This is a genomic window from Sulfitobacter sp. KMM 9851 (assembly GCF_057178245.1).
In genome coordinates this window covers 199,031-223,915 of record NZ_CM169991.1, presented here as the reverse complement: position 1 = coordinate 223,915, position 24,885 = coordinate 199,031, and the positions used below count along the sequence as shown (strand labels likewise).

Sequence of the window (24,885 nt, the reverse complement as noted above, 5' to 3'; positions counted from 1 at the left end):
ATGACATGGCTTGCCCTGTGCGACCACGACGACCGCCGATTGTCACTGCGCGGTTTAGGCGTCGACAAACGCGCGGCGCCTTTGCTGGCAGATGACCCCCGACACCTGCTCACGCGCGGTACAATCTTGTTTGAAACTCACATGATGCCGGACGAGCGCCCTCGCGTCTTGTTTGGCTACAAGACACCCCATCCCGTTTTGCGCAGTCTGACGTTTCAGGCAATTCCCGGCGGCGGTATCGCGATGGTTCAAGTGCAAGGCGATGCGATTACCCATGCAGCGATCCAACACAAGGACGCGGGCCGTACCGATGTCATGCGTATCAGCTATTCTTGGGATTCAACGGCAAAATGGGGCCGCCTGACGCTTGAAAAACCCGAAGAGACCAAAGTGACAAGCGTGGTCGTGCCCCACCCCCGGCCTCTATCACTGGATGACATTCGCAATCTCATGCTGGGCCGCGGCGGACAAAGTTTCGGCCCTGACATGATCTTTGCCGCCCTTTCTGATCAAATCGAACCCGTCGGCCCGATGCCTACAATGACGGCGGACACTCCTGTGGCGACGCCATGGGGATATCGCCCATTGGCAAAACTGCGCCGTGGCGACACGGTGATGACAGAAACCTCGGGCGTTGTACCGGTGCTGCATCAGGTCAGTCGTACCGTGCCCGCGCGGGGCAGCTATCGTCCCGTGCGCCTGCGCGCGCCCTACTTTGGCTTGCAGCAAGACATCATCGTCGCCCCGGATCAAAGGATAAAGATCGACGGGCCGGAGGTAGAGTATCTGTTCAACCAAGAGGCCGTATTGGTGCCTGCACGGCATCTGGTCAACGGGTTTGCGGCGCTGAACGAACCCTGCGGACCTGTGATTCAATACGCCCAGTTGCTCTTGCCGGGGCATGATACAATGCTGGCCGCCGGCACCGCAGCAGAAAGCCTTTACATCGGACGCCTACGCCGCAACGCCGCACAATTGGAAAGCAGTGTCTTGCGCGGCTTGGATCGGGCGGGCCTGCCGGAACACGGGCGGCCGGGCCATCAGGTTTTGCGCTGGTTCGAAGCGATCCATCTCGCACGTCAACGCGCCGCCTGAGCCTTTGCCAGAAACGTCTTGAGCAGCGCGTTCAACTGCGTCTGCTCATCCGGGCTTAGCACTGATACGATGCGTTCTTGCGTCGCCACATGTTCGGTCACCGCGCGGCCAATCAGCGCGCGACCCACATCCGTCAGCGCCACACTCACGCTGCGTTTGTCGTCCGGGTTTGGCACCCGTCTAACCAGCCCCGCGCGCACCAGCTGATCAATGCGGTTTGTCATCGTACCCGACGTTATCATCATCGTATCAAGCAGTTGGTTCGGCGTCAGCGCATGCGGCGGACCAGCACGTAACAGCGTTGCCAATACGTCGAAACTTGCGCTGGTTAACCCGTGCTTGGCAAAAGTCTTGCCCATTTCATCGGCCACATGGGCCCGCAATCGTCCCAAGCGCCCGATCAACGCCATTGGGTCGGTGTTAAGATCGGGGCGTTGGGCCGCCCACTGCGCTTTGATCCGGTCGATATCATCCATCCCCGTTACCTTGCACGCAAGTATCTTGACGTCAAGATTTATACATGTATCTTGACGTCAAGATATATACAAGGAATCGTGGATGTCACATAATCAGACCCTGCTGTTGACTGCCCTTGCGCCGGCGATCTGGGGCAGCAGCTACATCGTAACCACACAATTTCTGCCCAATCTCGACCCTCTTAGCGTATCTGTCCTGCGGGCCCTGCCCGCGGGACTGCTGTTGTTGTTATTCGTGCGCCAACTGCCCCAAGGCGCGTGGATTTGGCGTATGTTCGTGCTTGGAGCGTTAAACTTTTCGATCTTCTGGTCCCTTTTGTTTCTCGCCGCTTACCGCCTACCCGGCGGGATTGCTGCCGTGCTGGGCGCCCTGCAACCCTTTATCGTGATCTTTGCCGCGCGCGGGCTTTTGGGACAGACCATCAAACCACTATCCTTGGTTGCCGCAGCCGCTGGCATTCTCGGCGTAGCGCTCTTGATCCTGACGCCCGCCGCAAAGCTGGATCTACTTGGCGTGATAGCAGGCATCGCCGGATCGGCCTCGATGGCATTTGGCACCGTGCTCAGTCGGAAATGGCAACCTCCGGTGTCCGCCCTCACCTTCACTGCCTGGCAATTAACGGCAGGTGGCATCCTGTTGATTCCGATGGCGATGTTCAGCGGCACAGATTGGTCGACAATCAGCGGCACCAATCTATTGGGGCTGGCCTATCTGGGCTTAATCGGTGCGGCGGTAACCTATGTCATTTGGCTGAATGGCATTTCAAAGCTTCCCTCAGCAGCGGTTGCCATTCTTGGCCTGCTCAGCCCGCTAACGGCAAGCTTGCTGGGCTGGCTCATCCTGCGTGAAAGCCTGAACGCACTGCAATTGGTCGGCATGGCAGTGGTGCTGGGCAGTGTACTGCTTGGGCAATACGCGATGCGACGCCCCGATCACCCTGTCAGATGGTCTTTCAGTCGAAAAATGGCGTCATCTGCGCCACGATGACAGAATTTTCTTCCAGCGCGCGCTGCATCAGCGCGCGTTCTTCGTCGTCAATCTCGTGACCTTCGGCCTCACGCTCGGCCAAGGTGCCATAACCCGTAACGTCCAGCGGATTGGTATCAGCCTGCTTCAGGATTGCCACTGTCTCACGCACAGCCTCGGCCTCATCAACCCCGGAGGCGAAACACATCAAGGCCGCACCCGTCGCCTTGTCTGGCAGACCATCGCCGTCTTTGCGGCCAATCTCTACCAACAGCGTATAGACCTGCTGGCGGGACGGCTTCTTGGGTTTCTTTAGATCAGACATGATTAGGGCCGCTGGTTGTTATCCAGCAGCCCTACCTTGTTCAATTGACCTTGAAAAGGTCAGACCTTCACTGTCAGGCGCGTCCACGCACCATCCGGGTAACCCAGATAAGCAGACATGCCCCGATGACACCGACGATCAACTGACCAATCCAACCACCAAGGGTCGAACCGATGATGGTGACCAACAAGAAGTTTGCCACCAATGCACCGATGATGCCCAAGATGATATTCATGAGCAGCCCCATATCGGACTTCATGATCTTTTCAGCAATCCAACCAGCCAAGCCGCCAACGATAATCGCTGCAAACCAACCAAGACCTTCCATACGTATTCCCTCCTGAGATTTCTCGACATTAACTCAGTAAGGGCGATTTGGTTCCAATCAGTCGCGCAACAATTCGTTAATCGACGTCTTGGAGCGCGTCCGCGCATCCACCCGCTTGACGATGACAGCGCAGTAAAGGTTCACGTTATTCTTGGAAGGCATCGTTCCCGCGACCACGACAGAGCCTGCTGGCACTTCGCCATACATGATCTCGCCGGTCTCGCGATCTACGATCTTGGTCGACTGACCAATAAAGACACCCATCCCTAGAACGGACCCTTCCCGCACGATGCAGCCTTCGACAACTTCTGACCGTGCGCCGATAAAGCAATTATCCTCGATGATGGTCGGACCGGCCTGCATTGGCTCCAACACGCCACCAATGCCAACGCCGCCAGAGAGGTGCACGTTCTTGCCGATCTGCGCGCAGCTACCCACCGTGGCCCAAGTATCTACCATGGTGCCGCTATCGACATAGGCGCCGATGTTCACAAAGGATGGCATCAACACCACGCCTGGCGCGATATAGGCTGACCGGCGCACGACACAGTTCGGCACCGCACGAAACCCCGCTTCTTTCCATTCCGCGCCACCCCAGCCTTTGAACTTGCTGTCGACCTTGTCCCACCAGCCGGCGCCCTGCGGGCCACCTTCCTGATGTTCCATGTCCTTGATCCGAAACCCCAAAAGCACAGCTTTCTTGGCCCATTGATTGACGTGCCAGCTGCCATCGTCCTGCTTTTCCGCCACCCGCAGCTTGCCACTGTCGAGGGCGTTCAGTGTCTCTTCGATTGCGGCGCGGGTTTCCCCACCGGTGGCAGAGGTGATCTTATCGCGGGTATCCCAAGCGGCTTCGATGGCGGTTTCAAGTTGGGCGTTGGACATGGACGTGCTCTCCGGTGCTGCAAAAGGCTTTGTCGCGCTATACCGGGGCTAAGCCTTGGGTGCAATTGCCACGCGCGACACCCGGCATCGCTAGAACGGCGTGGTCAATCCTTACAAGACACTGCATGTTAATCCCAAGCGGGTACGCCCGACGCGAATTCATGACCGGAGACACCGATGACCAACCCTAAACGCCACCCGCTGCGCGACGCCCATACTGACCGCGCGCAGGCCGAGGATGCCCCAGATACACCCCAGACGCGTGCGCCCGCGTATCGTCTCGCCTTTACCGACGATGACTTCATGTGCCGCGACGAGTTGCGCCCGGTGCGGCTGCAACTGGAACTGCTCAAGCCTGAGCTGCTTTTGGATGCGCATGGCATCAAATCTACGATCGTATTGTTCGGCGGCGCGCGCATACCGGCCCCCGCCCTGAAACACACTGCCCGGACGGAAACGCTGGCAGAACTGTCTCGGTTTTACGACGAGACCCGCGAATTTGCCCGACTGATGACGCTGAAGTCTATGGAAAGCGACGGCACCGAAAACGTCATTGTCACCGGCGGCGGCCCCGGCGTGATGGAAGCGGGCAACCGCGGCGCGATTGACGCAGGCGGCCATTCCATCGGGCTGAACATCGTGCTGCCATTCGAACAGGCGCCCAATGAATATGTCACCCCCGAGCTGTGTTTCAATTTTCACTACTTCGCGATCCGAAAGATGCATTTTCTGATGCGCGCCCGCGCGATCTGCGTCTTTCCGGGCGGCTTTGGCACCATGGACGAATTGTTTGAGGCGCTGACGCTGATCCAGACCGGCCGCATGAACCGGGTGCCGTTCCTGCTGTTCGGGCGCGCCTTTTGGGAAAAAATCATCAACTGGGATGCCCTGGCCGACGCCGGCACGATCTCTGCCGAAGATCTGGGCCTGTTCCGTTTTGTCGAAACGGCGCAGGACGCCATGCACCTGATCGAGAATTGGGAAACAGCGCCCGCCCGCGACCACGTGCCGGGCCGCGAAAAGCTGGGGGGTTAACCCCCCGGCGCGCTGGCGGTTTCGGACAGGATGGTGTCCAGCCGATCCAGAAGCAGATCGATATCGTCCGCTTCGATCGTCAGCGGCGGCCTGATTTTCAGGATGTTGTTGTCCGGCCCCTCACAGCCGATCAAGATGCGTTCGTCGCGCATCCGGTTCAGGATATGCGCGGTCTGGCGGGTTGCAGGGGTACGTGCATTCCGGTCATTGACCAACTCCACGCCTATAAACAGGCCCATGCCGCGCAGATCACCGATCAGCGCGTGTTTGTCTGCCAGCGTTTCAAGCCCGACCATCAACCGTTTTCCCATAGCGTCGGCGTTCTGCATCAGACCTTCGTCATCGACGATATCCAGCACGGTTTTTCCCACCCGGCAAGACAGGGTCGATCCGCCGAACGTCGAGAAAAATTCGGGGCCTTGGGCAAAAGCGGCGGCGACCTCTGGCGTGGTGATTACCACACCGATGGGGTGGCCATTGCCGATCGGCTTGCCCAGTACCACGATATCCGGCAGAACACCCTGCGCTTCGAACGCAAAGTAATGTGACCCCAGACGGCCCAACCCGGTTTGTACCTCGTCCGCGATACAGACCCCACCAGCCGCGCGGATACGGCGATAGACGCCTTCCAGATAGCCTGCCGGCGGGATAATTTGCCCCCCGACGGACGGAAATGTTTCAGCGATGAACCCCGCTAATTTGTGGCCCTTGGCCTCAAGCCGGGCCAGCGCCCCGTCGACCTGCGCCGCATAGGCGGCCCCGGCATCAGGCCTATCGCGGCAAAAAGTGCCTCGGTAATCGTCGGGCAGGTCGATGAGTTCAACCCAATCGGGTTGGCCCGCACCCCCCTCGGCATTGAATTTATAGGCCGACATGTCCATCGCGCCGGTCGTGTTGCCGTGATAGCCATGATCGGGCGTGATGATCGCCCGGCCACCACTGGCCGCGCGGGCCAGCCGCAGGGCCAGTTCGTTTGCTTCGCTGCCCGAGTTCACGAACCAGCACACCGACAGTTCTGGCGGCAGTTTCGACAGCAGCTTGTCGGCAAATGCCGCCTGTGCTGGGTGCAGATAGCGGGTGTTGGAGTTCATGCGCGTTAACTGGTCCGCCACGACGGATTGCAGGCGCGGATGGGCGTGACCGACATGCGGCACGTTGTTGTAAGCATCCAGATAGGGCCGCCCCCATTCATCGAACATATGGTGCCGCCAGCCCCGCAGCAGCATGACCGGATCATTATACGTCAGCTTTAGATTGCCGCCAAAGTGATCTTGCCGCATCCGGGCAACGTGGTTTTTGTCCGTTGGTTTATGGGCGACATGGTCATCGCTGAGGTTCAGCAACGCCGCCGGGTTTGGGCAGATGGCACCCCACAGATACATCTCGTCCACATCCGCCACACCGGGCCAATCCGTGCCCATCCCCGCCAGCGTATAGGCCAATTGGAAATGCAGATGCGGCGCCCAACCGCCATTGCAGTCATCAGCGCCAAAGCAGGCAAACACCGCGCCAGAAGCGATTTTCTGCCCCTCTTTCAGGTTGGAAATGCTACCGGGATCAAGGTGACCGTAAAGCGTATGAAAAACATCGCCGCCGGGTGTTTCGTGCCGCAGGATCACCATACCGCCATAGTCCAGCGCGCCCCGGCGGTCTTCGGTAAAGGCGACCGTGGCGGCCAGTGGCGCGCTTACCGGCGTACCCGCAGGGGCAAAGATATCTACCCCCAGATGAATGGTGCGGCGGTTTGACGATTTCCACGGCCCTTTGCGAAACGCCGGGGCGGTGTAGATCAGTCGCGGCTCGCCGTAGAAACCCAGCCAGATGTCGTCCGGCCCAAACGTATCAGCCCCCAGCGCTGCGGCCTCCGCATGGCTCATTTCAAACGGATTGCGCGGCGTGCTCGTGGCTTCGACCGACAGCGCGCCAGTCGGCGCCGCGTCCAGCGGTACGCCAATCACCGGAGAGAACCCGCCACTTGCGCTGTTGATCCAGGCAGCAATCCGGGCGGTCGCATCATCCAGTGGCAATCCACAGGCCGCCCGCAACCGGCACCGCAACAGGGGCGCGTCCAGATCAACCCCTTCAAGAAAGCGCCATGCCGGCGCCTGCGATATCGTTACATACGGATCATCCGGCACCTCGCGCGCCATCAGCGTTGAATTGACCACACTCAGGGCCAGCCGCATCCGCAGCAAAGGATAGATCAGATCAATCTCGGAACCGCTCAGCGGAGTGGCGGCGTGGTAGCCGCGCACCAGTGCAACAAGCGCCGCCTCGGGCTCTGGATGGTCAAGCACGACGTAGGCCGCTGCAATCGCCAGATCACAGACCCGCGGCGCGGCACACATATCACCCAAATCAATCAGCCCCGAAACGCGCGCGCCTTCAGGCATCAGATCGACAAGGATATTATAATCGTTCAGGTCGTTGTGCGTCGCCTGTTTTGGCAGGGTCTCAAGAACCGGACTGATCGCATCAAAACCCGCGCAGACGTCGGACAGCAGCGCCCGCCGTACACTGTTTTGTATCACGTCAAGCTGGGGCCTCACCCAACTTGCCTGCATCAGGTCCCATTTGAAATCGCGCGCAAGACCGGGGTGCTCAAACCCTGCCAGCGCATCAGACAACGCCCCGGCTTCGCGTCCTAATGCCTCTACCAAAGCTTCGGAATGTGGACGGAATTTAGCATAGCACATGCCCGGCAAGGCCGACTGCACCCAGATCAGTCGCGGCGCACCTGTTTCGTCCTGCGCGGTCACCATCAGCGCACCATCATGTGCTGGGATCACGCGCGGCATCGGGATATCCGGCGCATGGGTCGCCACATGGGCCAGGGCAGCCACCTGCATATCAATCAGTACCGGATCACACCCTGCACGCATCACCTTCATCACATAGGTACGACCGTCCTCGGCAACGGCGCGAAAGTTCAGATCGTATTCGCCATCCAACTGCTCCAGCTTGGCTGAGATTCCCCAGTGCTGCTGCAATAAGCCTGCCCAATTGTTCTGCATGATCGTCCCCGGCACCCGATTGAATTGCCGCCATTGATCGGGAATTATCCGGGAATAACAAGGCGATTTTCCCCTGCGGCAACAAAGCCCATTGTTTAAGTGGCACCTGCCGGACAAGGTGCAGCCACCCGCACTCAAGGGATCAGGGGCTAACGATGAGCTATGACTTTCTCAAGGCGGCGCATGTCGCCAGCGTGCTGGTATTTGTGGGCGGTTTGGTGTTGCTGCTGGTCACCAACCGGATCACCGCAGCCGCGACACCCGGCAGCACCTCATCGCTGCAAAAAGGCGTTTTACGATGGGATCGCCGGATCACAAGCCCCGCTTTGCTGCTGGCTTGGGTTTTTGGCATCTGGATCGCCGTCCAGTCGGGGGCATTCTCGGCCCCGTGGCTTCAGCTTAAACTGGTGCTGGTAGTTGTACTCAGCGCGCTGCACGGCATGTTGTCGGGACGTTTACGCCGCAACAATCCGGCAGGCCCGATGGGCGTTCAAATCCAATCCATCATTGTCGTCGCAGGGCTGATCGGGGTGGCATTTCTGGCGGTGGTAAAACCGTTCTGACGCTAGTCAAAGCGCCTGTTCATGGCGATTTCAGCGCCGCGCACGATATCCTCAACAATCTCTGCCGCAGGTTTGGCCCCCTTGATTAGCCCAGCCACCTCGCCGATGAACACATTTGCATTCGCCGCATCGCCGTCGGCCAGTGCGGCCTGCCAGCGCGGCGCTTCGCTGTCTAAGCTGCGTCGCAGCACCTCCGGCACCTGATGCCATTTATCCGTAAATTTATTACGCAGCACGCGGCCTGAATAGCGACTGGGCCAATCAATCTTGCGCACGATATCCGTCACCTGCGTGCGCAGCGTGTCGTCCCCCGTCGCAGCCACTGCCGCCTTTAACATTGCCGGATGCACCAAGGCTTCTTCTGATGCCCAGAACCGCGACCCGACCACAACACCGTCCGCCCCGAGCATCAGCGCCGCGGCCAAACCGCGCCCGTCGCCCACGCCACCCGCCGCACAGAGCAAGGTATCGGGCGACGTCTTGGCGATAACGTCGGCAATTTCCGGCACGAGGGTAAATGTCGCGCGGCCCTCGCCATGGCCCCCGGCCTCTGCCCCTTGAGCAACGATAATCTCGACTCCCAGAGAAATCGCATGTTTGGCGTCACGCAGGGTCTGCACCTGACAGATCACTGGCACACCGGCGTCGTGGATCTGCGACACAAAGGGGGCCGGATCGCCAAACGAAAGAAAGACCGCAGGCGGGTCACGTCGCAGAACCTGATCCAATGCAGTGGGATGATCATGCAGCGCCCAGGTGATAAATCCACACCCAACCGCGCGGTTGCCTGCAATGTCATACTGCGCCTCGATCCAAGCGCCGTCGTCGTAGGCGCCCCCGATCAGCCCCAGCCCCCCGGCCGACGTCACCGCCGATGCCAGCTTTCCGCCGGCAGAATAGGCCATCGGCGCCTGAATGATGGGGTGTGTGATACCCAATCGTTTGGTCAATCGTGTGCTGATCATCTGCTATCCCTTAATGCCGGTATCGTCAGACTTTGGTCTGCTCTTGGTCATCGGCAATCCGCGAACCACCCGACCCGCCGATCTTCCGCCGCAACCTCATCAATTACAACAAAGGTCGTTGCAGGGCACTTGTCCAGCGCCGTCACAGCCAGACCCATCGCAGGCCAGGTGGCAGGCAGAAGCTGAGATCAAATTGTGCCGAGATCAGAGGCTACCGCGCCCGGAGAATCGCGTCAGCCGTTTTCTCTGCAATCATCACCGTAGGTGATGCCGTGTTGCCTGACACGATCCGCGGCATGATAGAGGCATCAACCACCCGTAGCCCGCTTAGCCCATGCACACGAAGATCGGTATCAACCACCGCCAGAGGATCTGATCCCATCTTGCAGGTGCCGACCGGATGAAAGATCGTCGTGGCGATGTCACGGGCCTTGGCCAGCAATTCATCATCCCCCTGCACCGACGGTCCAGGCAGGATTTCTTGGGGCGCGTAAGGGTGCAGGGCCTTGGCAGTCATGATCCGTCGCGCCTGCTTGAGCGCCTTGACCGCAACACGTTGATCGGTACCCGACGACAGGTAATTCAATCGGATATCGGGCTGCACTTGGGTGTCGCGGCTGGTGATGTGGCAGGTACCAATACTGTCGGGACGCAGGTTACATACGGATACGGTGATCGCGGGAAAGTCGTGCAACGGGTCGCCCAGTTTGTCAGTCGAAAGAGGCTGTACATGATACTCTAGATCTGGTGTGGCCAAGGCCGGGTCGGATTTGGTGAACATACCAAACTGACTTGGCGCCATCGCCAGCGGCCCGCTTTGACGCCAAAGGTATTCAAGCCCCATCCGCCCCTTGCCGATCAATGAATTGGCCATGGTATTCAGCGTCTTGGCATTCTTTACCTTATAGACCGTCCGGATTTGCAAATGGTCCTGCAAGTTTTCCCCAACGCCGGGCAACTCATGTCGGGCCTCGATGCCCAGATCGCGCAACACATCGACGCGACCGATGCCTGACGCCTCGAGTATCTTGGGGGAATTGATGGCGCCCGCCGCCAGTAAGACCTCTGCACCAGCTTTGGCACGCAGGGCACGGCCCTTGTGTGTAAAGCGTACACCCGTGATGCGCTTGCCCTGAAGAATCAGCCCATCGGTATGGGCATGGGTCAGCACCCGCAGATTATCGCGCTTCATCGCCGGGCGCAGGAAACCGCGCGCGGTGTTCCACCGGACCCCATTCTTTTGATTGACCTCGAAAAACCCTGATCCTTCATTATCGCCATCGTTGAAGTCGGCGCGTGGCTCGATGCCGAACTCGCGCGCGCCCTCCTGCACCGCTTCCAGAATGTCCCAGCGCAGCCGTTGCTTGCTCACCTTCCATTCGCCCCCTGAACTGTGCATCTGAGAGGGACCGGCGTGGTGATCCTCGGATTTCAGGAAATAGGGCAGCACGTCCTCCCAACTCCACCCGGTGTTGCCCAGTTGGCGCCAATGGTCATAGTCCGCCGCCTGCCCGCGCATATAGATCATACCATTGACCGAGGTGCAGCCACCCAGCACCTTACCCCGCGGATAGGCCAATGTGCGCCCGTTCAACCCCGGATCGGGGGCAGTTTTCATCATCCAGTCGGTGCGCGGATTTCCGATGCAATAGAGATACCCCACCGGGATTTTAACCCAGTGATAATTATCGTTACCCCCAGCCTCCAGCAACAGCACGCGATTCTTGGGGTCGGCACTCAGCCGGTTGGCCAGCACACAGCCCGCCGTACCGGCCCCGATGATGATGTAATCATAGGTGCCGTCCAGCCGGGTTTCGTCGCTCATGCCAAAGCCTTCCAATCGTACTACATCCGGCCGCCCGGATCGTTAAACAGCGGCTTGCGCCGATCATAGCCTGCCTTCGCCTGGCACTGCCATGCCGGGTGCGCCATCGCGCCGACCCTGCTTTGGTAATCAGCAAAGACGCCTGCGGCAATCCCCGCGCCGACCCAGTCATTGCAATAGTCAGAGGGATCGGCGTAGGGATCGCACCGCCCGATGAGCTATCGCACGTCATAATCCATATAATTCATGATCGGCATCGACGTCCCGCAGATCGTGCAGCACGAGCTGCGCATACCGGACCGGTTAGCGGCGCCTAAGCCGCCTGAGACCTGGGACTTGCCGATTAGCCACAGGTCGGGAATAGTTAACAGCTTCCTACTGGTTTAGTTGATTTTTTCCACCATAAAGGGAATATTGCGCATTGGACGTTTAGTTAAATGGCGCTAACTATCGTATGCTGAGGCCGCCGTTTGTACTGCTTCCATGGGTATTTGGGAAGGTAAAAAAATTTTGTTGAGGCGACCAGAATTTCTGTTGATCCTATGCTGCCTCGCGGTAACCCTCGGCCTGTTCTTTAACAGTTCACGCAAACACGCCGTTGCCGCGAATATGGAGTTCCAACGTATCTCCGACGATGGGCTGCAGAGTCTGGTATCGCGGATGCAAACCTATCTGCAAAGCCTCAACGGCGCTGCGGCCTTTATGAATGCTTCTGATGACGTGACGGAAGCAGACTTTGCCAACTTCGTTGAAACGCTCGAGATCGACACCTTTCTGCCCGGCATCAGTGGCATCGGCTTGATCGTACCCGTCCAAGCGGAACGCGAAGCGCAATTCGTTGATGAAATGCGTCGTCAGGGCAACAGCGATTTCGCCATTTATCCAGATACAGGCCACGCCGAAAAGTTCGTCATCAAATACATCTCTCCTTCTGCGCCGAATTTAAAGGCGCGCGGGCTTGATATCAGCTTTGAGCAGGGCCGCAGGGCCGCCGCAACAAAGGCCCGCGACACCGGCGAACCGCAACTGACCCAGCGCATTCTGTTGGTGCAGGACGCGACCAAACAGCCCGGCTTTCTCTTGCTTCGCCCGGTATTCGGCGCACAGGGCACCGATCAGACCAAAGCGTTACAAGGCTGGGTTTACGCGCCTTTCATCGGGGCAAATCTGCTGAACAACCTCAGCCCGAGCCAAGGGTACAGCTATAACATCAGCGTTTTTGATGGCGCCACCGCCGATCCTGCCGCGTTGATCTATGAGAGCGCAACCGATGCCTCTGACCTTGGGCGCTATCAGGTTTCCCACACCATCGAACAGTTTGGCCGACCTTGGACAATCGTCTATTCCAGCACCCTGGCATTTGATGCCCTTGCCAGCACGCCAGTGCCGTTGATCTTGCTGATCGTAGGGAGCTTGCTTACCGGCCTTTTGGTGCTTGTCCTGCGCAGCATCCGCGCCCGAAGCGTGGCACTGCGCGAAATAGCAAGCCTGCGCGAGCGCCAGATCGACGCCCATGAGGCCGAAAATCGTTCCATCGTCGAAAACGCGGTGACGGCGATGTTCATTCTGAACCAAAAGAACCGCATCCTTTTTGCCAACCAGGCCGCCTTGATCTGTTTTGGTTATTCAACATCGGAAATGGACTGGCTGGATTTCGACGATGTGATCGCGATTGCTCCAGAAAGTCATTCTGACGACCAGTACAACGCAATCGGCCGCACTAAGACGGGTGGCACACTGATGTTGGACCTTCAGCGCAATGATTGGAAGACCTATACAGGCGAAACTCGGGTCACCGCGATTGTCCGGGATCTGACGTCTCAGATCGCCGCGCAGGATGAAATGCGCAAGAACAAGGCAGTGTTTGATCTGGCTCTACAAGGCGCGCAGATCGGGGTGTTCGATCTGGACTTAACCACCGGAAAATCAGAGGTGTCCGATACTTGGCGGAAAATCATGGGATTCCCTGACGACGCCGATTTAGACACCCAGACTGCCTTCATGGCGCGCATCCATCCCGAAGACCTTCCTCTGGTGAGCGCCGCGGACGAAGCCTGCGCCAGCGGCCTGACACCAAGGTCCATTACTGAGTTTCGCATGCGTTTTGGCGAAGACGAATGGCGCTGGATGCGGTCCGATGCCGTAGTGATCGAACGCGCCAAAGATGGCACCGCCTTGCGTATGATCGGAACCCAAACCGACGTGAACGACCTCGTACATGCGCGCTTTGCGCTTGAAGCCAGTGAAAACCGGTTCCGCCAGGTGATCGCTGCGGCGCCGGTGGGTATGGCGCTGACCAACGATAAGGGCGAGTTTACCAGCGTCAATCAGGCGCTGTGCCAACTGTCCGGCTTCAGCGAAACCGAGTTGATTTCGGAGGGGCGCATTTCCGACCTCATGCCGGCAGAAGACATCAAGAAGATGTTCCAAGAGGTGATGACACTGGTGAAAGCCAAGTCATCCGATACCTATCAGGCCGAATACAGGCTTACCCATAAATTGGGATTCGAACGCTGGGGCCTTTTCAATGTCTCTTGGACCTATGACAAAAACGGCCGCGCTGATGTGTTCATCGCGCAGATCAACGACATTACCGACCAGAAGAAACTGGAACAGATAAAAAGTGAATTTGTCTCGACCGTCAGTCACGAACTGCGCACCCCGCTGACGTCTATCAAGGGCGCGCTGGGCCTGATTGACACCAGCAATGGCAAGCCGCTAACCCCCGCGTCGACCCGGTTGATTGAGATTGCCAAAAGCAATGCCGATCGCCTGTCTGATATCGTGAACGATATCTTGGACCTTGAAAAAATATCATCGGGCGAGGTGGATTTTCACTTCGAAGACCTGAGCCTGTCAGACGTCATTGCAGGCGCTGTTCAAGAAATGTCGCCCTTTGCTACGACGCACGACAACACCTTGCGGGTAGATGTGCCAGACTCACCGCTGCTTGTGCACGTGGATCAGGGGCGCACGCGTCAAGTCTTGGCCAATCTTATCTCGAACGCGTGCAAGTATTCGTCCGCCAACACTGAGGTAACAGTGCGTGCAGAACAGTTGGGCGAGGTTGTAATTGTCTTTATTCAGAACAGCGGACCCGGCGTGCCAGAGGCCTTCAGGCCGCGGATTTTCCAAGCATTTTCCCAGGCTGACAGTTCAGACACCCGAGCAAAGGGCGGCACTGGTCTGGGCCTGAACATCACGCGCCAGATCGTCAAACGTCAGGGCGGCACCATCGGATTTGAAAGCATTCCGGACGGTGTAACCGTGTTCTGGTTCACCTGTCCCCTGGCGGCGCCCGGCACAGTGCAGCCCGGAAAATTCAGCACCCCAGCCGCCCGCAAAACCCAGTCGAAGATCAAAGTGCTCCACGTCGAAGATGATCTCGACTTTGCCGAAGTCATTCGTACCGGGCTGGGGCGAGTTGCAGACGTCGTGAACGTCACCAGCCTCGCACAGGCCCGCATCATGATCGCCCGGGGCGAATTGGATGTCGTGATCGTCGACTGGTCGCTGCCCGATGGCGATGCCCGCTGTCTACTTGACGATCTGTCAAAAATGCAACCACAGGCAAAAATTATTGGCCTGTCAGCCGACAGTGATCGCGCAAGGGATTCCCGCGTGGGAGTTAATCTGGTAAAGTCGCGTACCGAGCTAGATACAATCCTTCGTTCCATCACTGGGGAAACAGCTAAAGCATCCTAATCATTACCAATTTCATAAATCTGACGCTAAATTGCGCCATGCCATATTATTGCCAAGTTGCTTTGCAACCTTGCATGTATTGCAAAGGTGCCCCGCACTTCGCTTTTTAAACCTGCGGGCAGCGCCAGTTTACGTACGAGGAATTCGAGTGTCGTCAGATTTTTTCAACAGACGAACCAGCACAGCTCTATTGTTGGGCAGTGCATTAGCAGGCAGCTGGTACGCGGGCACATCAGCCATTTTTTCTGGCTCCGCCGCGCAAGCTATTTCGATCATTGGCGCGATTGCCGTGTCAGGGATCACACCGATCTTGATGGTCAAGAACCGAATACGACGCGACGCGCAGTCTGATAATCTGTCCTTGTTGCAGCGGCTTCAGGCGTTCAACACCCATGCCATCGTAAATATTGTGGATTCGCACAGCTTGCTTACCGAGGTGAATGACCACCTTCTGCAACTCACCGGATACTCCCGCGACGATTTGATCGGTCAGCCTGTCTCGAAACTGTATGATCAGGAATTCCAGGTCCTCGCGGCAAGCATCCGCGAAAAACTGGTTCAGGGACAGTCATGGCAAGGCGAAACGCCGTTGCGCTGCGCCGACGGCAGAATCGTTTACACCCAGACAACAGTCATGCCTCTCGTGGATTGCGACGGGAAATGGGTCGGTTCGATCTCTGCGCGTACTGATGTGACGCGAGCCAACGAACTGCAAGCCGAACATGACATCACCGAAACGCTATACGAACTGCGCGATGACATCTGGATCATCGACGCCCAGACCGAGGGTTTTGCGTACATGAACCGCAGCGCCATGCGCCGATGTGGTTGGAGCACGGAAACATATTCTCAGAAAACCATATCCGACATCGCCACGCATCTGGGTTGCGACGATATCACGACAGCCTGTCGAGCGCTTGTTCACAGCAAGTCCAACATGACCCACATCGAAACGATGCTGGGCGATTGCCATTTCAAAGTGACCATCAAACTGCTGGACATCAATGGCAGCGGCGGCCGCTTTTTGGTGATGCTTCAGGATATCTCCGAGATCGTCGATCAAGAGCGGATGAAGTCCGAGTTTATTTCGATGGTCAGCCACGAGCTGCGTTCACCGCTGACCTCGATCAAAGGGTCAATGGGTTTGCTGCTGTCGCGCGCCGCGGGGGATCTACCTGAAAAGGCGCGGGCGTTGCTCGAAATCTCTCACCGCAATGCGGACCGTCTGGTTCTGATCATCAACGACATCCTTGATCTCGAAAAAATCGCCAACGGGCGTCTGGAATTCAACCTGGACGAAACCGATATCGGCGAGCTTTTGGCCGAGACCCGCCAAGCGAACGCGGCGCTCGAGCAGCGTTTTGGCGTGCGCCTCGAGACGCAGTTACCCGAAAACGCAATATCCATCACAACGGACCCAAACCGGATTATTCAGGTTCTGACAAACCTTTTGTCAAATGCCGCCAAGTTTTCAAAGCCCAACGACCGGATTATCATCAAGGTCGAAGACGCTGTTGAAGAGATAAGGATATCTGTCACCGACAAAGGCCCCGGCATTCCCATGGGCGATCAGGACAAGGTATTCCAGCGCTTTGCGGATATGTCCAACTCTGACCGCAACGGAAAAGGTGGCACCGGCCTCGGGCTCAGCGTTTGCAAAGCTATCGTCGAGAACCTCGGCGGTAAAATAGGTTTTGACAGCCGCGAAGGATTTGGTACGACATTCTTCTTTACCCTGCCCAAAACCATTGCGAAGGTGGCGCAGCAGGAAACGGCTGCGCAATTGCGCGTGGCTTCCTAGAAAGAGAATGTCATGATCAAGCTGCTGCACGTCGAAGATGATGCGGATATCCGTGAAATTGCCCTGATGGCGCTCGAGTTGAGCGGCGAATTCGACGTTATCCAATGCGAGTCAGGCGAGGCCGCATTGAAACAGGTTCAGGGCTATACCCCCGACGTGATCCTGCTGGATATGATGATGCCTGGTATGACAGGCCGCCAGACGCTAGAAGCGATGCGCGAAATGGACAGCCTGCGGGATATACCGGCTATTTTCATGACTGCGCGCGCGCAACATAACGAAGTCGAAGAACTGCGTGAACTGGGTGCGGCCGATGTGATCAGCAAGCCGTTCGACCCCATCGCCCTGGCCGATCAGGTCAAAACTGCGATGAAGCACAGCTAAAACGGGCCGAGCCCGCTGCAAATAGGACGATTGGAAACACCGCTAAGAGGGCACGCCCCTCTTAACTATTGTTTTCGATTTCTGTGCGGCACTGGGCCACAAAGCTATCAAGATGAAAGATCATCTCACCTGGACAGATTGCCAGATCGGCATCCGGCCCATCCAGATGTTCCAATATCTCGGCCTCGCAGGCGCGCGCGGCCTGACCCAGCTCGTGAAAGCCAAGCGACCCGGCGCTGCCTGCAATTTGGTGCAGGATAGCTTGCGCCGCCGCCAGATTGCCGTTGATATCTTCGAGGGTTACGCCATCCCAGGCCGCTAACCCATGGTTTGCGATCTGCGCCTGACGTTCGCCCAACATCTCGATGAAGCGCTTGCGAATGCGGTCGAGACCAGGAAGTTCAGCTACCATGTCTTTCATGCTCTCTGATCCGCCGTATACCAAAAGTCGGTAAGTGATCTGGTGTGCGCAGCACTGGCTGCCTCAGCGCTTGAATGGGCCTCTGCGAGGGCATCCATCACCGAATTGCCGGTCTTCCAGATGAGCCGCACGGCATCGCCTGCACTGACCCGTGGATGGACCCGTTGACCGTCGTTATCGAACAGTTCTGTCCGCGACAGTGACAAGTTGGCAGCATCCATCAACGCCGTCATATCCGGGCGCCAGCCGCTTTCCGTGATACAGACAAAGGTTCCGTTGCCCGCATAGGACATGAGGAACTGGTGACCTTCCAAAGTGTCCGAGATCACTTCAGACACATCAGACACGAGGCTGTAGAACTCAAATGGCGACATCGCATCATGAAAGGCTTCGATCTCGCGGATGGTGAAGGCAAATGTGGTGGAGCCAAACAATGCGCTGCGCGACAGTTGCGCCACATAGTTTTCCATCGCGGTATATTCGATCACATTGTCGACGTCGTAGATCGAGATCGGCTCATGCAGCTCAATCGCATTGGACTGGCCGCTAACGGATTTCGCCGCGAAAATCTTCTTAGTGCGCGATTTGCGCGCCTGCACCAAACCTTCGACGAGGCCGATGCGCGCTTTCAATTCCGACACTTCAAACGGCTTGGTGACATAGTCGGTGGCACCCGCAGCAAATGCCGCGTCGATATAGCGTTTGTCTGACATGGCGGTCAACATAAGGATCGGGGTATCGGCATAACGTGCCGTATCGCGTATTCTGCGGGTCAGCTCTATCCCGTCCATGCCGGGCATCTGGATATCAAGCATGAAGCAATCAAACGGGCCGACACCAGGCTTGCCCAGCAGATCAACCGCTGCACCCCCAGAGCTTGCTGTCATCAGTTCGTGCGCCCCCATGGCATCAACGAACTGGACCAGCAATTCCAGGATGATTGGATCGTCATCCACAGCCAGGATTTTCATTGCGCTACTCCAAGATAGTCAAATTAATTTTAAACGACACCCTGTGCCGACAAACTTATTAACAACTTTACGGGAAATCATGGCGTAATTTGGGCGAATCTGTAAAAAATGACGGGAAAATCGGATAACTGTTTCCAATTGTTGAATTTCAGCACGGATTGGCCCGGATTTTACATCCCCCGAGCCACGTATGTTGCACGTCAGCTATGGGCCCAATCATCTGGCTTATCTGATTTGTTAGGTGACAGGCCCAAGATGTCACCTTTGGTCGAACAGCCCAACCCAAGAACCGTACGATTGGCATAGCTGAAATAGGCGCTGACCTGATTTATCTCCAGAATCTCGCCATCATCAAAGCCCGACGCGCGCAATTCGTCGATCTGACTGGCCGTCACGCCTGCGGGATCGCGCGTCAACTGGCGGGCATAGCGCATTGCGCATATCTGCGCAGCATCCAGCGGCGCCGCGTCCAGATCGCGGGCCGTGATCGCCACGCGGATCGCATCGGCGCGGATGTCGTCCTGCAACAGACGCTTCATCCCGGCAAAGTGGTGTTCGACGCAGTAGGTACATTCGTTCAGGGACGACACCCACACGCCCAGCACCTCAAGGAACCATTTCGGTATCGTATTACCAGAGTGGTGCAGCACATATTTGTAAATCGCCATATGGCCTTCCATCGAATGGGGCCGCAGGCTGTGCACCATCATGATGTTGTCGACGTTGTTATCTGGCCCCTTGATCCGGTCATAGAGCAGCTTGAGCTTGCCGGTTGCTGCATCGTAGGGAATTGTCTTGATCCAAGCCATTGGTGATCCTCGTCTAAATACCTGCCAAGCTTGGCAGGTTCTGCCTAGGTTGAACAGCGGCGCAGTATCGCATCACTTGGCCTAATCATAGCTGACAAAGACGCCCAACTGATGCCCCTCAACATGCGGCACAACCTTTGGATTGCGGGTGCGCAGACCGTCAGCCTCCACGCAGTCTGCCGGGGTCCGAGCGCAGAAAATCACGTGCCGTTGGGCAAGCTGCTGCATCCTGTAATTCAACGCCTCGCCAGTTTGCAGGAACGCCTGCTGTGCGGCAGGGCCACGTGCCGGGTCACCAAAGACATAGATGTCGCCGTGGTGCGCTATTACTGCACGGCTGATCGCGCGGGTTTCATGCTGCCAAGGTCGGTAATCCGCATACTGCACACCAACCTGCAAAAGATAGCTAAGGATCACCAGTGCCACGGCGTTGCGCCCCATGCGACCGGCCAAGCCGGACTGAGCGGTCAAAATACATGCCGCGCGAACCGCAAGCACGGCATAGAAAATCCACACAAAGATAAACGCGCGGGGTGGGGCGATCGCGCCGACTTTCATCACCTGAACGGCGACCAGAGCCAAGCCTGCGAACAGCCCCGCATGAAGATACAGCGCTTCCAGTGCATTACGGCGCGCTATCACAACCGTTGCCCCGATCAACAAAAGGATATGATAGAACAATGCCGGCACAAATTCATAGCTCGTCTTCATCGCAAAATCGACCAGCGATTCGCCCAGCTTTGGCAGGTTGGCCAACATGCCGGCCACATCCGCGGCCGGGGTTGCATCGCGCCAAGGCGCAAGTGGAACACCAAAGACACCATGCACCTGCCAATTGATCGCATAAGTCAAAAGGACCGCACCTGCGAAACTGACGGCAAAAAGTGCCAACAGGCTGATCAGATCCAGCAGCGAACGCCGTTCAGTGCGCAGCAGGCAGATGCACAGCAAGATCAATGGGTAGGTCGTGTAGGACATGAATGTCAGCGCCACAAAGGGTGGCAACAATAGGCGCATCTGGCGATTCGACAGGCGGCAGCCCAGCGCAGCAAAAAGCGCGACAAGCGCCAGACCGGGCAGCAAAGTATTGAACCACAGAGAGATCAGCGCAGCCGACGGTGACGCCAGGATCATCAAGGCCAAGGCACCTGAAAACCACGTCAGCCCGCTGCGACCCAATGACAGCGTAGCGATGGCGGCTGCCAAGAGCGCCCAACAGGCCTGATAGACGGCAAAATTCAACCATGCAGGTGTCTGAAACCCGCGCAGATGCCAAAAATAGCTGACCCAGCGGCCTTCGTGCAGGGTCTTGTACCAAAACCCCTCAGCGTCGGCGAAAAAGGCCGGGAAATCATCGTGGCGGATCATGGGGTCCGCGAGGTTAGGCAGGGAAATCACCAGAACGGCCACCAGCGTCAGCCACAGGGTCGGCCAGATTTGCATCGTCCGGGTCGCGGCCACATCACTTGGGATATGCCCTGCATGTTGGTCAATGGCGGTCATAACTTAACCCTGCCTGCACCGACGCTGCGCCACGGCGGCCAGCGTCGCGGCACGAACCTGTGCAATCTTCGTCACGCTTTTGCGTGGCAGATTTGACACCACCGCGCGGCGCAGCCGCCACATCAGATCACCGCCTTCTGACAGGTCCTGTCCTTGCGGAACAAGGCTGTTCAGCACAGCCTCGGGCAACCCCGCGCGCCCCGCATCATTCACGTAAAGCACGGCGTTGTAACGATACCACGGCGCGATGTTGCGGTTGTTCTTCAACAGTGGGCGCAGGCAATCATAGGCACGATACCCCCGCGCAGCGAATAGATACTGCCAGAAGGATAGTGGCTGCTCATTTACATGAAACTCGCCGCCCTGCCCCGGCACGGCTGCCGAAAACAGCACGCGGTCAGATCCCCGTATCAGGCTGTCCACCAGAGTTTCCGAAGCAGATGTCGGTAAATGCTCACCGACTTCAAGGCTTTGCGCCAGGTCAAATCGCCGACCCGTATCAACAGGAACTGTCAGGTCCGCTGCTAAAAAATCATCCTCGGCGATCACAAGGTTCCGCCGCTCGACATAGGCGCCATCGAGACCCAGCACAGCGCCGGCACCCGCGCGCTGCCACTCGACCAGCCAGACACCGCGCCCGGCGCCAAGGTCAAGCACGCTCTGCGGTTTCAGGTAGGGGTAAAGCTGCGCAATCAACGGCTTGGCCGAGGCGCGCGCGCTTTGGTTGATGTAATCGAAAAATGTGTCGGTATAGATATGTGACATGGTGGATTATCCCTGCGCCCTGGGCGCGGCAAAGACCCAAAGGGTCATGAAAACATAATTTTGAACCGGCAACAGGATCGTGACAGCACTGGCGGCAGCCCAAGGCGCCAAGCCAATTTGAGGCCCGATTATACCGGTGATCACTGCCGATGTGACAAAACCCAACCCGATCATCACCGCAAAGCGCAGCATCTGTGCACGATCCAGCAGACGGCGCTCAAAGGTAAAAGCAGCCTGCCCGGCATATTGCAGCACCACCGCGAGCAGGAACGCTGCGGCATTCGCCACCACCTGCGTCAGACCAATTGCGAGGAATGTCAGGTACAGCAGCACATAGCTTACAGCGACAAGGCCACCCACAAGCGCAAACCGCAAGATAGTGTCACGAGACCTCTGCATTAGGCAGTCTTCTTCAACGCGACCGGAGTTGAAAAGCGTGTCTCTTCACTGACGAAATACAGCGGACGATTTTTGGCCTCGATATAAAGCCTGCCAATATATTCACCCAGGATCCCCAAGGTCAGCAGTTGAGCACCCGAAAAGAAACTGATCGCCAATACGACCGACGCCCAACCCGGTGCGGTCTGATACAAGATCAACGAACGCATCACATAGAACCCCATAAACGCCGCAACCCCGAGACTGGCAAATGACAGCCGTGTGGCGATTTTCAGGGGTTTGGTGGAATAGGCCGTTACGGCATCCATCGCAAAGCGCAGCATCTTGCGCAGCGGATATTTGGTTTCGCCAGTAACGCGGGGCGCGCGGACGTATTCGATACCGACCTGTTTGAACCCGGCCCAGGCAAACATGCCGCGCACAAATCGCGCGCGTTCCGGCATGGCAAGGACCGCATCCAGTGTCTTGCGGTTGACCAGTCTGAAGTCGCCCGTATCCTTGGGGATCGGCACATCGGACATTGCGTTTAACACGCGGTAAAAACCCCAAGCCGAAAACCGTTTAAATATGGTTTCACCCTGACGTTCGGCACGACGGCCATAAACCACGTCAAAGCCACGATCCATCATATGCATCATGTCGCCCAGCAATTCCGGCGGGTCCTGCAAATCGGCGTCCAGCATGAATATGCGCGCGCCCTTTGCCGCCTCGAGCCCTGCCGTCAAAGCCACTTGATGACCCCGGTTCGCTGACAGCTTTAGCCCTACAATCTGCGGATGGCGGGCTGTTGCGGATTCAATCGCAGACCAAGTACCGTCTGTTGACCCATCATCCACCAAAATGATCTCGGCACGATCCGCCCAGGGTGCAATTGCATCGCCGACCCGTTTGGCCAAAGCGGGAATGGCCAATTCTTCGTTCATGCAGGGGATTACGATAGATAGATGCATGGGGCATGCTCCGGCAGAAATATCAGTTCGTTAATTCTTACCGGCGGAGTAGGGCAAAAATACGGCGCGGATCGTGCGATTACCTGAAACCCGTCGTCTTCACGTCGCGGCCAACGCGACTACACCTTGGCTAACGTCAGGGAATTTCGCGATTATGTCTGCGGCGCCCCCCCCCACACTAGCGGGCCTGTCTCGTCCGCCAGCATCAGAACATCAGCGCCCCTCCGCAGATTCCGACAATGAACTGCACCAAAAACGGCCCGGGGATGCCCGCGGACCGTTTTTGATTTGGCTCTGGTCCAGTCTATCCCAAGACGGTTTTCAATGCCGCCGCGGTCGTCGACACGATGGTATCTGCCTCCTCCTTGCTCAGACAGAACGGCGGCGCATAACCGATGATGTCGCCCTGCGGCATGGCCCGCGCGATCACCCCCGATTTCACCATTTCTGCGGCAACCGCCGGGCCCACTTTGCGCGACGGGTCATAGAATTGGCGGGCGCCGCGGTCTTCGACCAACTCAACAGCACAAAGCATACCTTCGCCGCGCACGTCACCCACATTGGGGTGATCACCAACGGCCGCGCGCATCTGCGCATTCAAATAGCCACCCACGTCTGCCGCGTTGTCAATCAACTTGAGATCATCAATCAGTTTAAGGTTGGCAATCCCGGCCGCCGCACCAATCGGATGGGCAGAGTAGGTCCAGCCGTGACCAATCGGGCCATTTTCGTCGGTTCCCTGCTCCAGCACCTTCCACATGCGATCCCCCACGATGGAACCTGAGAGCGGCGCATAGGCCGATGTCAGACCCTTGGCGATGGTGATCAAATCCGGGCGCATGCCGTAATGGTCGGAACCGAACATTGTACCAAGACGGCCAAAACCGGTCACGACCTCATCGGCCACCAGCAGAATGTCGTGCTTATCCAGCACCTTCTGGATCGCAGGCCAATAGCCTTCAGGTGGCGGCACAATTCCCCCTGTGCCCAGAACAGGCTCCCCGATAAACGCCGCGATCGTGTCGGCGCCCTCACGTTCGATCAGCGCTTCTAGCTCGGCCACCAGATGCGCGGTAAAGTCGGCTTCGCTCATCTCGGCGTCGGCGCGACGGAAGTAGTAGGGCGCGTCGGTGTGGACCACTTGGCTCAGCGGCAGGTCAAACTTCTTGTGGAACAGCTCCAACCCGGTCAGCGACCCCGTCATCAGACCCGAGCCGTGGTAACCCCGCCAGCGGCTGATAATCTTCTTTTTCTCGGGCCGACCCAAGATGTTGTTGTAGTACCAGATCAACTTGACGTTCGTCTCATTGGCGTCGGACCCTGACTGGCCGAAATAGACCTTGCTCATCCCCGCAGGCGCGCGATCGAGGATCATCTTGGACAGGGTGATGCTGGCCTCCGTGCCGTGGCCGACATAAGAGTGATAATAAGCCAGTTCATGCGCCTGCGCCGCGATCGCCTCGGCAATTTCTGTGCGGCCATAGCCGACGTTCACACAATATAGCCCGGCAAAAGCGTCTAGCGACTGATTACCGTCGCGGTCAGTGATGTGACAGCCTTTGGCAGTTCTGATCACGCGGGTCGGTGTGTCACCCCGCGCGTGTTGGGCCAAATGGGTAGAAGGATGAAAAAAGTTTTCGCGGTCCCATTGGTCAAGAATGTCGTTCTTCAGCATAGGTTTTCCTTTCTTTGGGCGCTG

The 24,885-nt window shown here is 57.6% G+C and carries 22 protein-coding genes; 7 read left to right on the top strand and 15 right to left on the bottom strand.

The window, feature by feature from the left end:
- Entirely contained in the window at positions 1-1,095 is a 1,095-nt protein-coding gene (locus AC1965_RS01090; RefSeq protein WP_483885467.1) for a Hint domain-containing protein, read from the top strand.
- Here AC1965_RS01090 and AC1965_RS01085 read toward each other — a convergent pair.
- Positions 1,080-1,571: a MarR family winged helix-turn-helix transcriptional regulator gene (locus AC1965_RS01085; protein ID WP_483885466.1), complete on the bottom strand. Its 492-nt coding sequence runs from the start codon at positions 1,569-1,571 to the stop codon at positions 1,080-1,082. The genes AC1965_RS01090 and AC1965_RS01085 overlap by 16 nt on opposite strands.
- Positions 1,572-1,653: 82 nt before the next feature.
- Between AC1965_RS01085 and AC1965_RS01080 the strand changes: the two genes are divergently transcribed.
- The gene (locus AC1965_RS01080) at positions 1,654-2,559 is read left to right on the top strand and encodes an EamA family transporter (RefSeq protein ID WP_483885465.1); all 906 of its coding nucleotides are present in this window, start codon (positions 1,654-1,656) and stop codon (positions 2,557-2,559) included.
- Here AC1965_RS01080 and AC1965_RS01075 read toward each other — a convergent pair.
- From AC1965_RS01075 to dapD, 3 genes are all read right to left on the bottom strand, one after another.
- Positions 2,525-2,863 carry a hypothetical protein gene (locus AC1965_RS01075; RefSeq protein WP_483885464.1) on the bottom strand — a complete coding sequence of 113 codons (339 nt, stop codon included), beginning with the start codon at positions 2,861-2,863 and terminating at the stop codon, positions 2,525-2,527. The genes AC1965_RS01080 and AC1965_RS01075 overlap by 35 nt on opposite strands.
- A 73-nt stretch (positions 2,864-2,936) precedes the next feature.
- Positions 2,937-3,191 carry a GlsB/YeaQ/YmgE family stress response membrane protein gene (locus tag AC1965_RS01070; protein WP_483885463.1) on the bottom strand — a complete coding sequence of 85 codons (255 nt, stop codon included), beginning with the start codon at positions 3,189-3,191 and terminating at the stop codon, positions 2,937-2,939.
- Positions 3,192-3,248: 57 nt separating this feature from the next.
- Positions 3,249-4,076 carry a 2,3,4,5-tetrahydropyridine-2,6-dicarboxylate N-succinyltransferase gene (dapD, locus tag AC1965_RS01065; RefSeq protein ID WP_483885462.1) on the bottom strand — a complete coding sequence of 276 codons (828 nt, stop codon included), beginning with the start codon at positions 4,074-4,076 and terminating at the stop codon, positions 3,249-3,251.
- Between the two features lie 177 nt (positions 4,077-4,253).
- Here dapD and AC1965_RS01060 point away from each other — a divergent pair, with 177 nt between their 5' ends.
- The gene (locus tag AC1965_RS01060) at positions 4,254-5,111 is read left to right on the top strand and encodes an LOG family protein (RefSeq protein ID WP_483885461.1); all 858 of its coding nucleotides are present in this window, start codon (positions 4,254-4,256) and stop codon (positions 5,109-5,111) included.
- Here the strand turns inward: AC1965_RS01060 and AC1965_RS01055 are convergent.
- Positions 5,108-8,125: an aminotransferase class III-fold pyridoxal phosphate-dependent enzyme gene (locus tag AC1965_RS01055; protein ID WP_483885460.1), complete on the bottom strand. Its 3,018-nt coding sequence runs from the start codon at positions 8,123-8,125 to the stop codon at positions 5,108-5,110. The two genes, AC1965_RS01060 and AC1965_RS01055, sit on opposite strands and share 4 nt — an antisense overlap.
- A 155-nt stretch (positions 8,126-8,280) precedes the next feature.
- On the opposite strand from AC1965_RS01055, the gene AC1965_RS01050 reads away from it, so the two are divergent.
- A complete protein-coding gene (locus AC1965_RS01050) occupies positions 8,281-8,688 on the top strand; it encodes a CopD family protein (protein WP_483885459.1) in 408 nt (135 codons plus the stop codon).
- 2 nt (positions 8,689-8,690) lie between these two features.
- Here the strand turns inward: AC1965_RS01050 and AC1965_RS01045 are convergent, their stop codons facing one another.
- Together AC1965_RS01045 and AC1965_RS01040 are read right to left on the bottom strand one after the other, a co-directional pair.
- On the bottom strand, positions 8,691-9,653 hold the full coding sequence (locus AC1965_RS01045; protein WP_483885458.1) for an NAD(P)H-dependent flavin oxidoreductase: 963 nt from the start codon (positions 9,651-9,653) through the stop codon (positions 8,691-8,693).
- A 211-nt stretch (positions 9,654-9,864) separates the two neighbouring features.
- Positions 9,865-11,478, bottom strand: coding sequence for a GMC family oxidoreductase (locus AC1965_RS01040; protein WP_483885457.1), 1,614 nt, complete (start codon positions 11,476-11,478; stop codon positions 9,865-9,867).
- Between the two features lie 609 nt (positions 11,479-12,087).
- Here AC1965_RS01040 and AC1965_RS01035 point away from each other — a divergent pair.
- The 3 genes from AC1965_RS01035 to AC1965_RS01025 all read left to right on the top strand — a co-directional run bounded on the left by AC1965_RS01035 (position 12,088) and on the right by AC1965_RS01025 (position 17,368).
- A complete protein-coding gene (locus AC1965_RS01035) occupies positions 12,088-15,183 on the top strand; it encodes a CHASE domain-containing protein (protein ID WP_483885456.1) in 3,096 nt (1,031 codons plus the stop codon).
- A 193-nt stretch (positions 15,184-15,376) separates the two neighbouring features.
- Positions 15,377-16,984, top strand: coding sequence for an ATP-binding protein (locus AC1965_RS01030; RefSeq protein ID WP_483885455.1), 1,608 nt, complete (start codon positions 15,377-15,379; stop codon positions 16,982-16,984).
- A gap of 12 nt (positions 16,985-16,996) precedes the next feature.
- Positions 16,997-17,368 carry a response regulator gene (locus AC1965_RS01025; RefSeq protein WP_483885454.1) on the top strand — a complete coding sequence of 124 codons (372 nt, stop codon included), beginning with the start codon at positions 16,997-16,999 and terminating at the stop codon, positions 17,366-17,368.
- Positions 17,369-17,429: 61 nt separating this feature from the next.
- Here AC1965_RS01025 and AC1965_RS01020 read toward each other — a convergent pair whose 3' ends face one another.
- The 8 genes from AC1965_RS01020 to AC1965_RS00985 all read right to left on the bottom strand — a co-directional run bounded on the left by AC1965_RS01020 (position 17,430) and on the right by AC1965_RS00985 (position 24,861).
- Positions 17,430-17,789, bottom strand: a complete 360-nt coding sequence (locus AC1965_RS01020) for an Hpt domain-containing protein (protein WP_483885453.1) — start codon at positions 17,787-17,789, stop codon at positions 17,430-17,432.
- A complete protein-coding gene (locus tag AC1965_RS01015) occupies positions 17,786-18,760 on the bottom strand; it encodes a response regulator (protein WP_483885452.1) in 975 nt (324 codons plus the stop codon). Before AC1965_RS01015 ends, AC1965_RS01020 begins: the two co-directional genes overlap by 4 nt.
- Positions 18,761-18,960: 200 nt before the next feature.
- A complete protein-coding gene (locus tag AC1965_RS01010; protein ID WP_483885451.1) occupies positions 18,961-19,569 on the bottom strand; it encodes a carboxymuconolactone decarboxylase family protein in 609 nt (202 codons plus the stop codon).
- 81 nt (positions 19,570-19,650) lie between these two features.
- A complete protein-coding gene (locus tag AC1965_RS01005; protein ID WP_483885450.1) occupies positions 19,651-21,072 on the bottom strand; it encodes a hypothetical protein in 1,422 nt (473 codons plus the stop codon).
- Between the two features lie 3 nt (positions 21,073-21,075).
- The gene (locus AC1965_RS01000) at positions 21,076-21,837 is read right to left on the bottom strand and encodes a class I SAM-dependent methyltransferase (protein ID WP_483885449.1); all 762 of its coding nucleotides are present in this window, start codon (positions 21,835-21,837) and stop codon (positions 21,076-21,078) included.
- 6 nt (positions 21,838-21,843) lie between these two features.
- Positions 21,844-22,236: a GtrA family protein gene (locus AC1965_RS00995; protein WP_483885448.1), complete on the bottom strand. Its 393-nt coding sequence runs from the start codon at positions 22,234-22,236 to the stop codon at positions 21,844-21,846.
- The gene (locus AC1965_RS00990) at positions 22,236-23,186 is read right to left on the bottom strand and encodes a glycosyltransferase family 2 protein (protein WP_483885447.1); all 951 of its coding nucleotides are present in this window, start codon (positions 23,184-23,186) and stop codon (positions 22,236-22,238) included. Before AC1965_RS00990 ends, AC1965_RS00995 begins: the two co-directional genes overlap by 1 nt.
- A gap of 304 nt (positions 23,187-23,490) precedes the next feature.
- Positions 23,491-24,861 (bottom strand): aminotransferase, encoded by a 1,371-nt coding sequence (locus tag AC1965_RS00985; protein WP_483885446.1) that lies wholly within the window; start codon positions 24,859-24,861, stop codon positions 23,491-23,493.
- Positions 24,862-24,885 lie beyond the last annotated feature (24 nt).

What these genes read in the sequence shown, in the direction of transcription:
- AC1965_RS01090 (WP_483885467.1), top strand. Translation starts at nt 1, where the DNA reads ATGACATGGCTTGCCCTGTGCGACCACGACGACCGCCGATTGTCACTG.
- AC1965_RS01085 (WP_483885466.1), bottom strand. Translation starts at nt 1,571, where the DNA reads ATGGATGATATCGACCGGATCAAAGCGCAGTGGGCGGCCCAACGCCCC.
- AC1965_RS01080 (WP_483885465.1), top strand. Translation starts at nt 1,654, where the DNA reads ATGTCACATAATCAGACCCTGCTGTTGACTGCCCTTGCGCCGGCGATC.
- AC1965_RS01075 (WP_483885464.1), bottom strand. Translation starts at nt 2,863, where the DNA reads ATGTCTGATCTAAAGAAACCCAAGAAGCCGTCCCGCCAGCAGGTCTAT.
- AC1965_RS01070 (WP_483885463.1), bottom strand. Translation starts at nt 3,191, where the DNA reads ATGGAAGGTCTTGGTTGGTTTGCAGCGATTATCGTTGGCGGCTTGGCT.
- dapD (WP_483885462.1), bottom strand. Translation starts at nt 4,076, where the DNA reads ATGTCCAACGCCCAACTTGAAACCGCCATCGAAGCCGCTTGGGATACC.
- AC1965_RS01060 (WP_483885461.1), top strand. Translation starts at nt 4,254, where the DNA reads ATGACCAACCCTAAACGCCACCCGCTGCGCGACGCCCATACTGACCGC.
- AC1965_RS01055 (WP_483885460.1), bottom strand. Translation starts at nt 8,125, where the DNA reads ATGCAGAACAATTGGGCAGGCTTATTGCAGCAGCACTGGGGAATCTCA.
- AC1965_RS01050 (WP_483885459.1), top strand. Translation starts at nt 8,281, where the DNA reads ATGAGCTATGACTTTCTCAAGGCGGCGCATGTCGCCAGCGTGCTGGTA.
- AC1965_RS01045 (WP_483885458.1), bottom strand. Translation starts at nt 9,653, where the DNA reads ATGATCAGCACACGATTGACCAAACGATTGGGTATCACACACCCCATC.
- AC1965_RS01040 (WP_483885457.1), bottom strand. Translation starts at nt 11,478, where the DNA reads ATGAGCGACGAAACCCGGCTGGACGGCACCTATGATTACATCATCATC.
- AC1965_RS01035 (WP_483885456.1), top strand. Translation starts at nt 12,088, where the DNA reads ATGGAGTTCCAACGTATCTCCGACGATGGGCTGCAGAGTCTGGTATCG.
- AC1965_RS01025 (WP_483885454.1), top strand. Translation starts at nt 16,997, where the DNA reads ATGATCAAGCTGCTGCACGTCGAAGATGATGCGGATATCCGTGAAATT.
- AC1965_RS01020 (WP_483885453.1), bottom strand. Translation starts at nt 17,789, where the DNA reads ATGAAAGACATGGTAGCTGAACTTCCTGGTCTCGACCGCATTCGCAAG.
- AC1965_RS01015 (WP_483885452.1), bottom strand. Translation starts at nt 18,760, where the DNA reads ATGAAAATCCTGGCTGTGGATGACGATCCAATCATCCTGGAATTGCTG.
- AC1965_RS01010 (WP_483885451.1), bottom strand. Translation starts at nt 19,569, where the DNA reads ATGGCTTGGATCAAGACAATTCCCTACGATGCAGCAACCGGCAAGCTC.
- AC1965_RS01005 (WP_483885450.1), bottom strand. Translation starts at nt 21,072, where the DNA reads ATGACCGCCATTGACCAACATGCAGGGCATATCCCAAGTGATGTGGCC.
- AC1965_RS01000 (WP_483885449.1), bottom strand. Translation starts at nt 21,837, where the DNA reads ATGTCACATATCTATACCGACACATTTTTCGATTACATCAACCAAAGC.
- AC1965_RS00995 (WP_483885448.1), bottom strand. Translation starts at nt 22,236, where the DNA reads ATGCAGAGGTCTCGTGACACTATCTTGCGGTTTGCGCTTGTGGGTGGC.
- AC1965_RS00990 (WP_483885447.1), bottom strand. Translation starts at nt 23,186, where the DNA reads ATGCATCTATCTATCGTAATCCCCTGCATGAACGAAGAATTGGCCATT.
- AC1965_RS00985 (WP_483885446.1), bottom strand. Translation starts at nt 24,861, where the DNA reads ATGCTGAAGAACGACATTCTTGACCAATGGGACCGCGAAAACTTTTTT.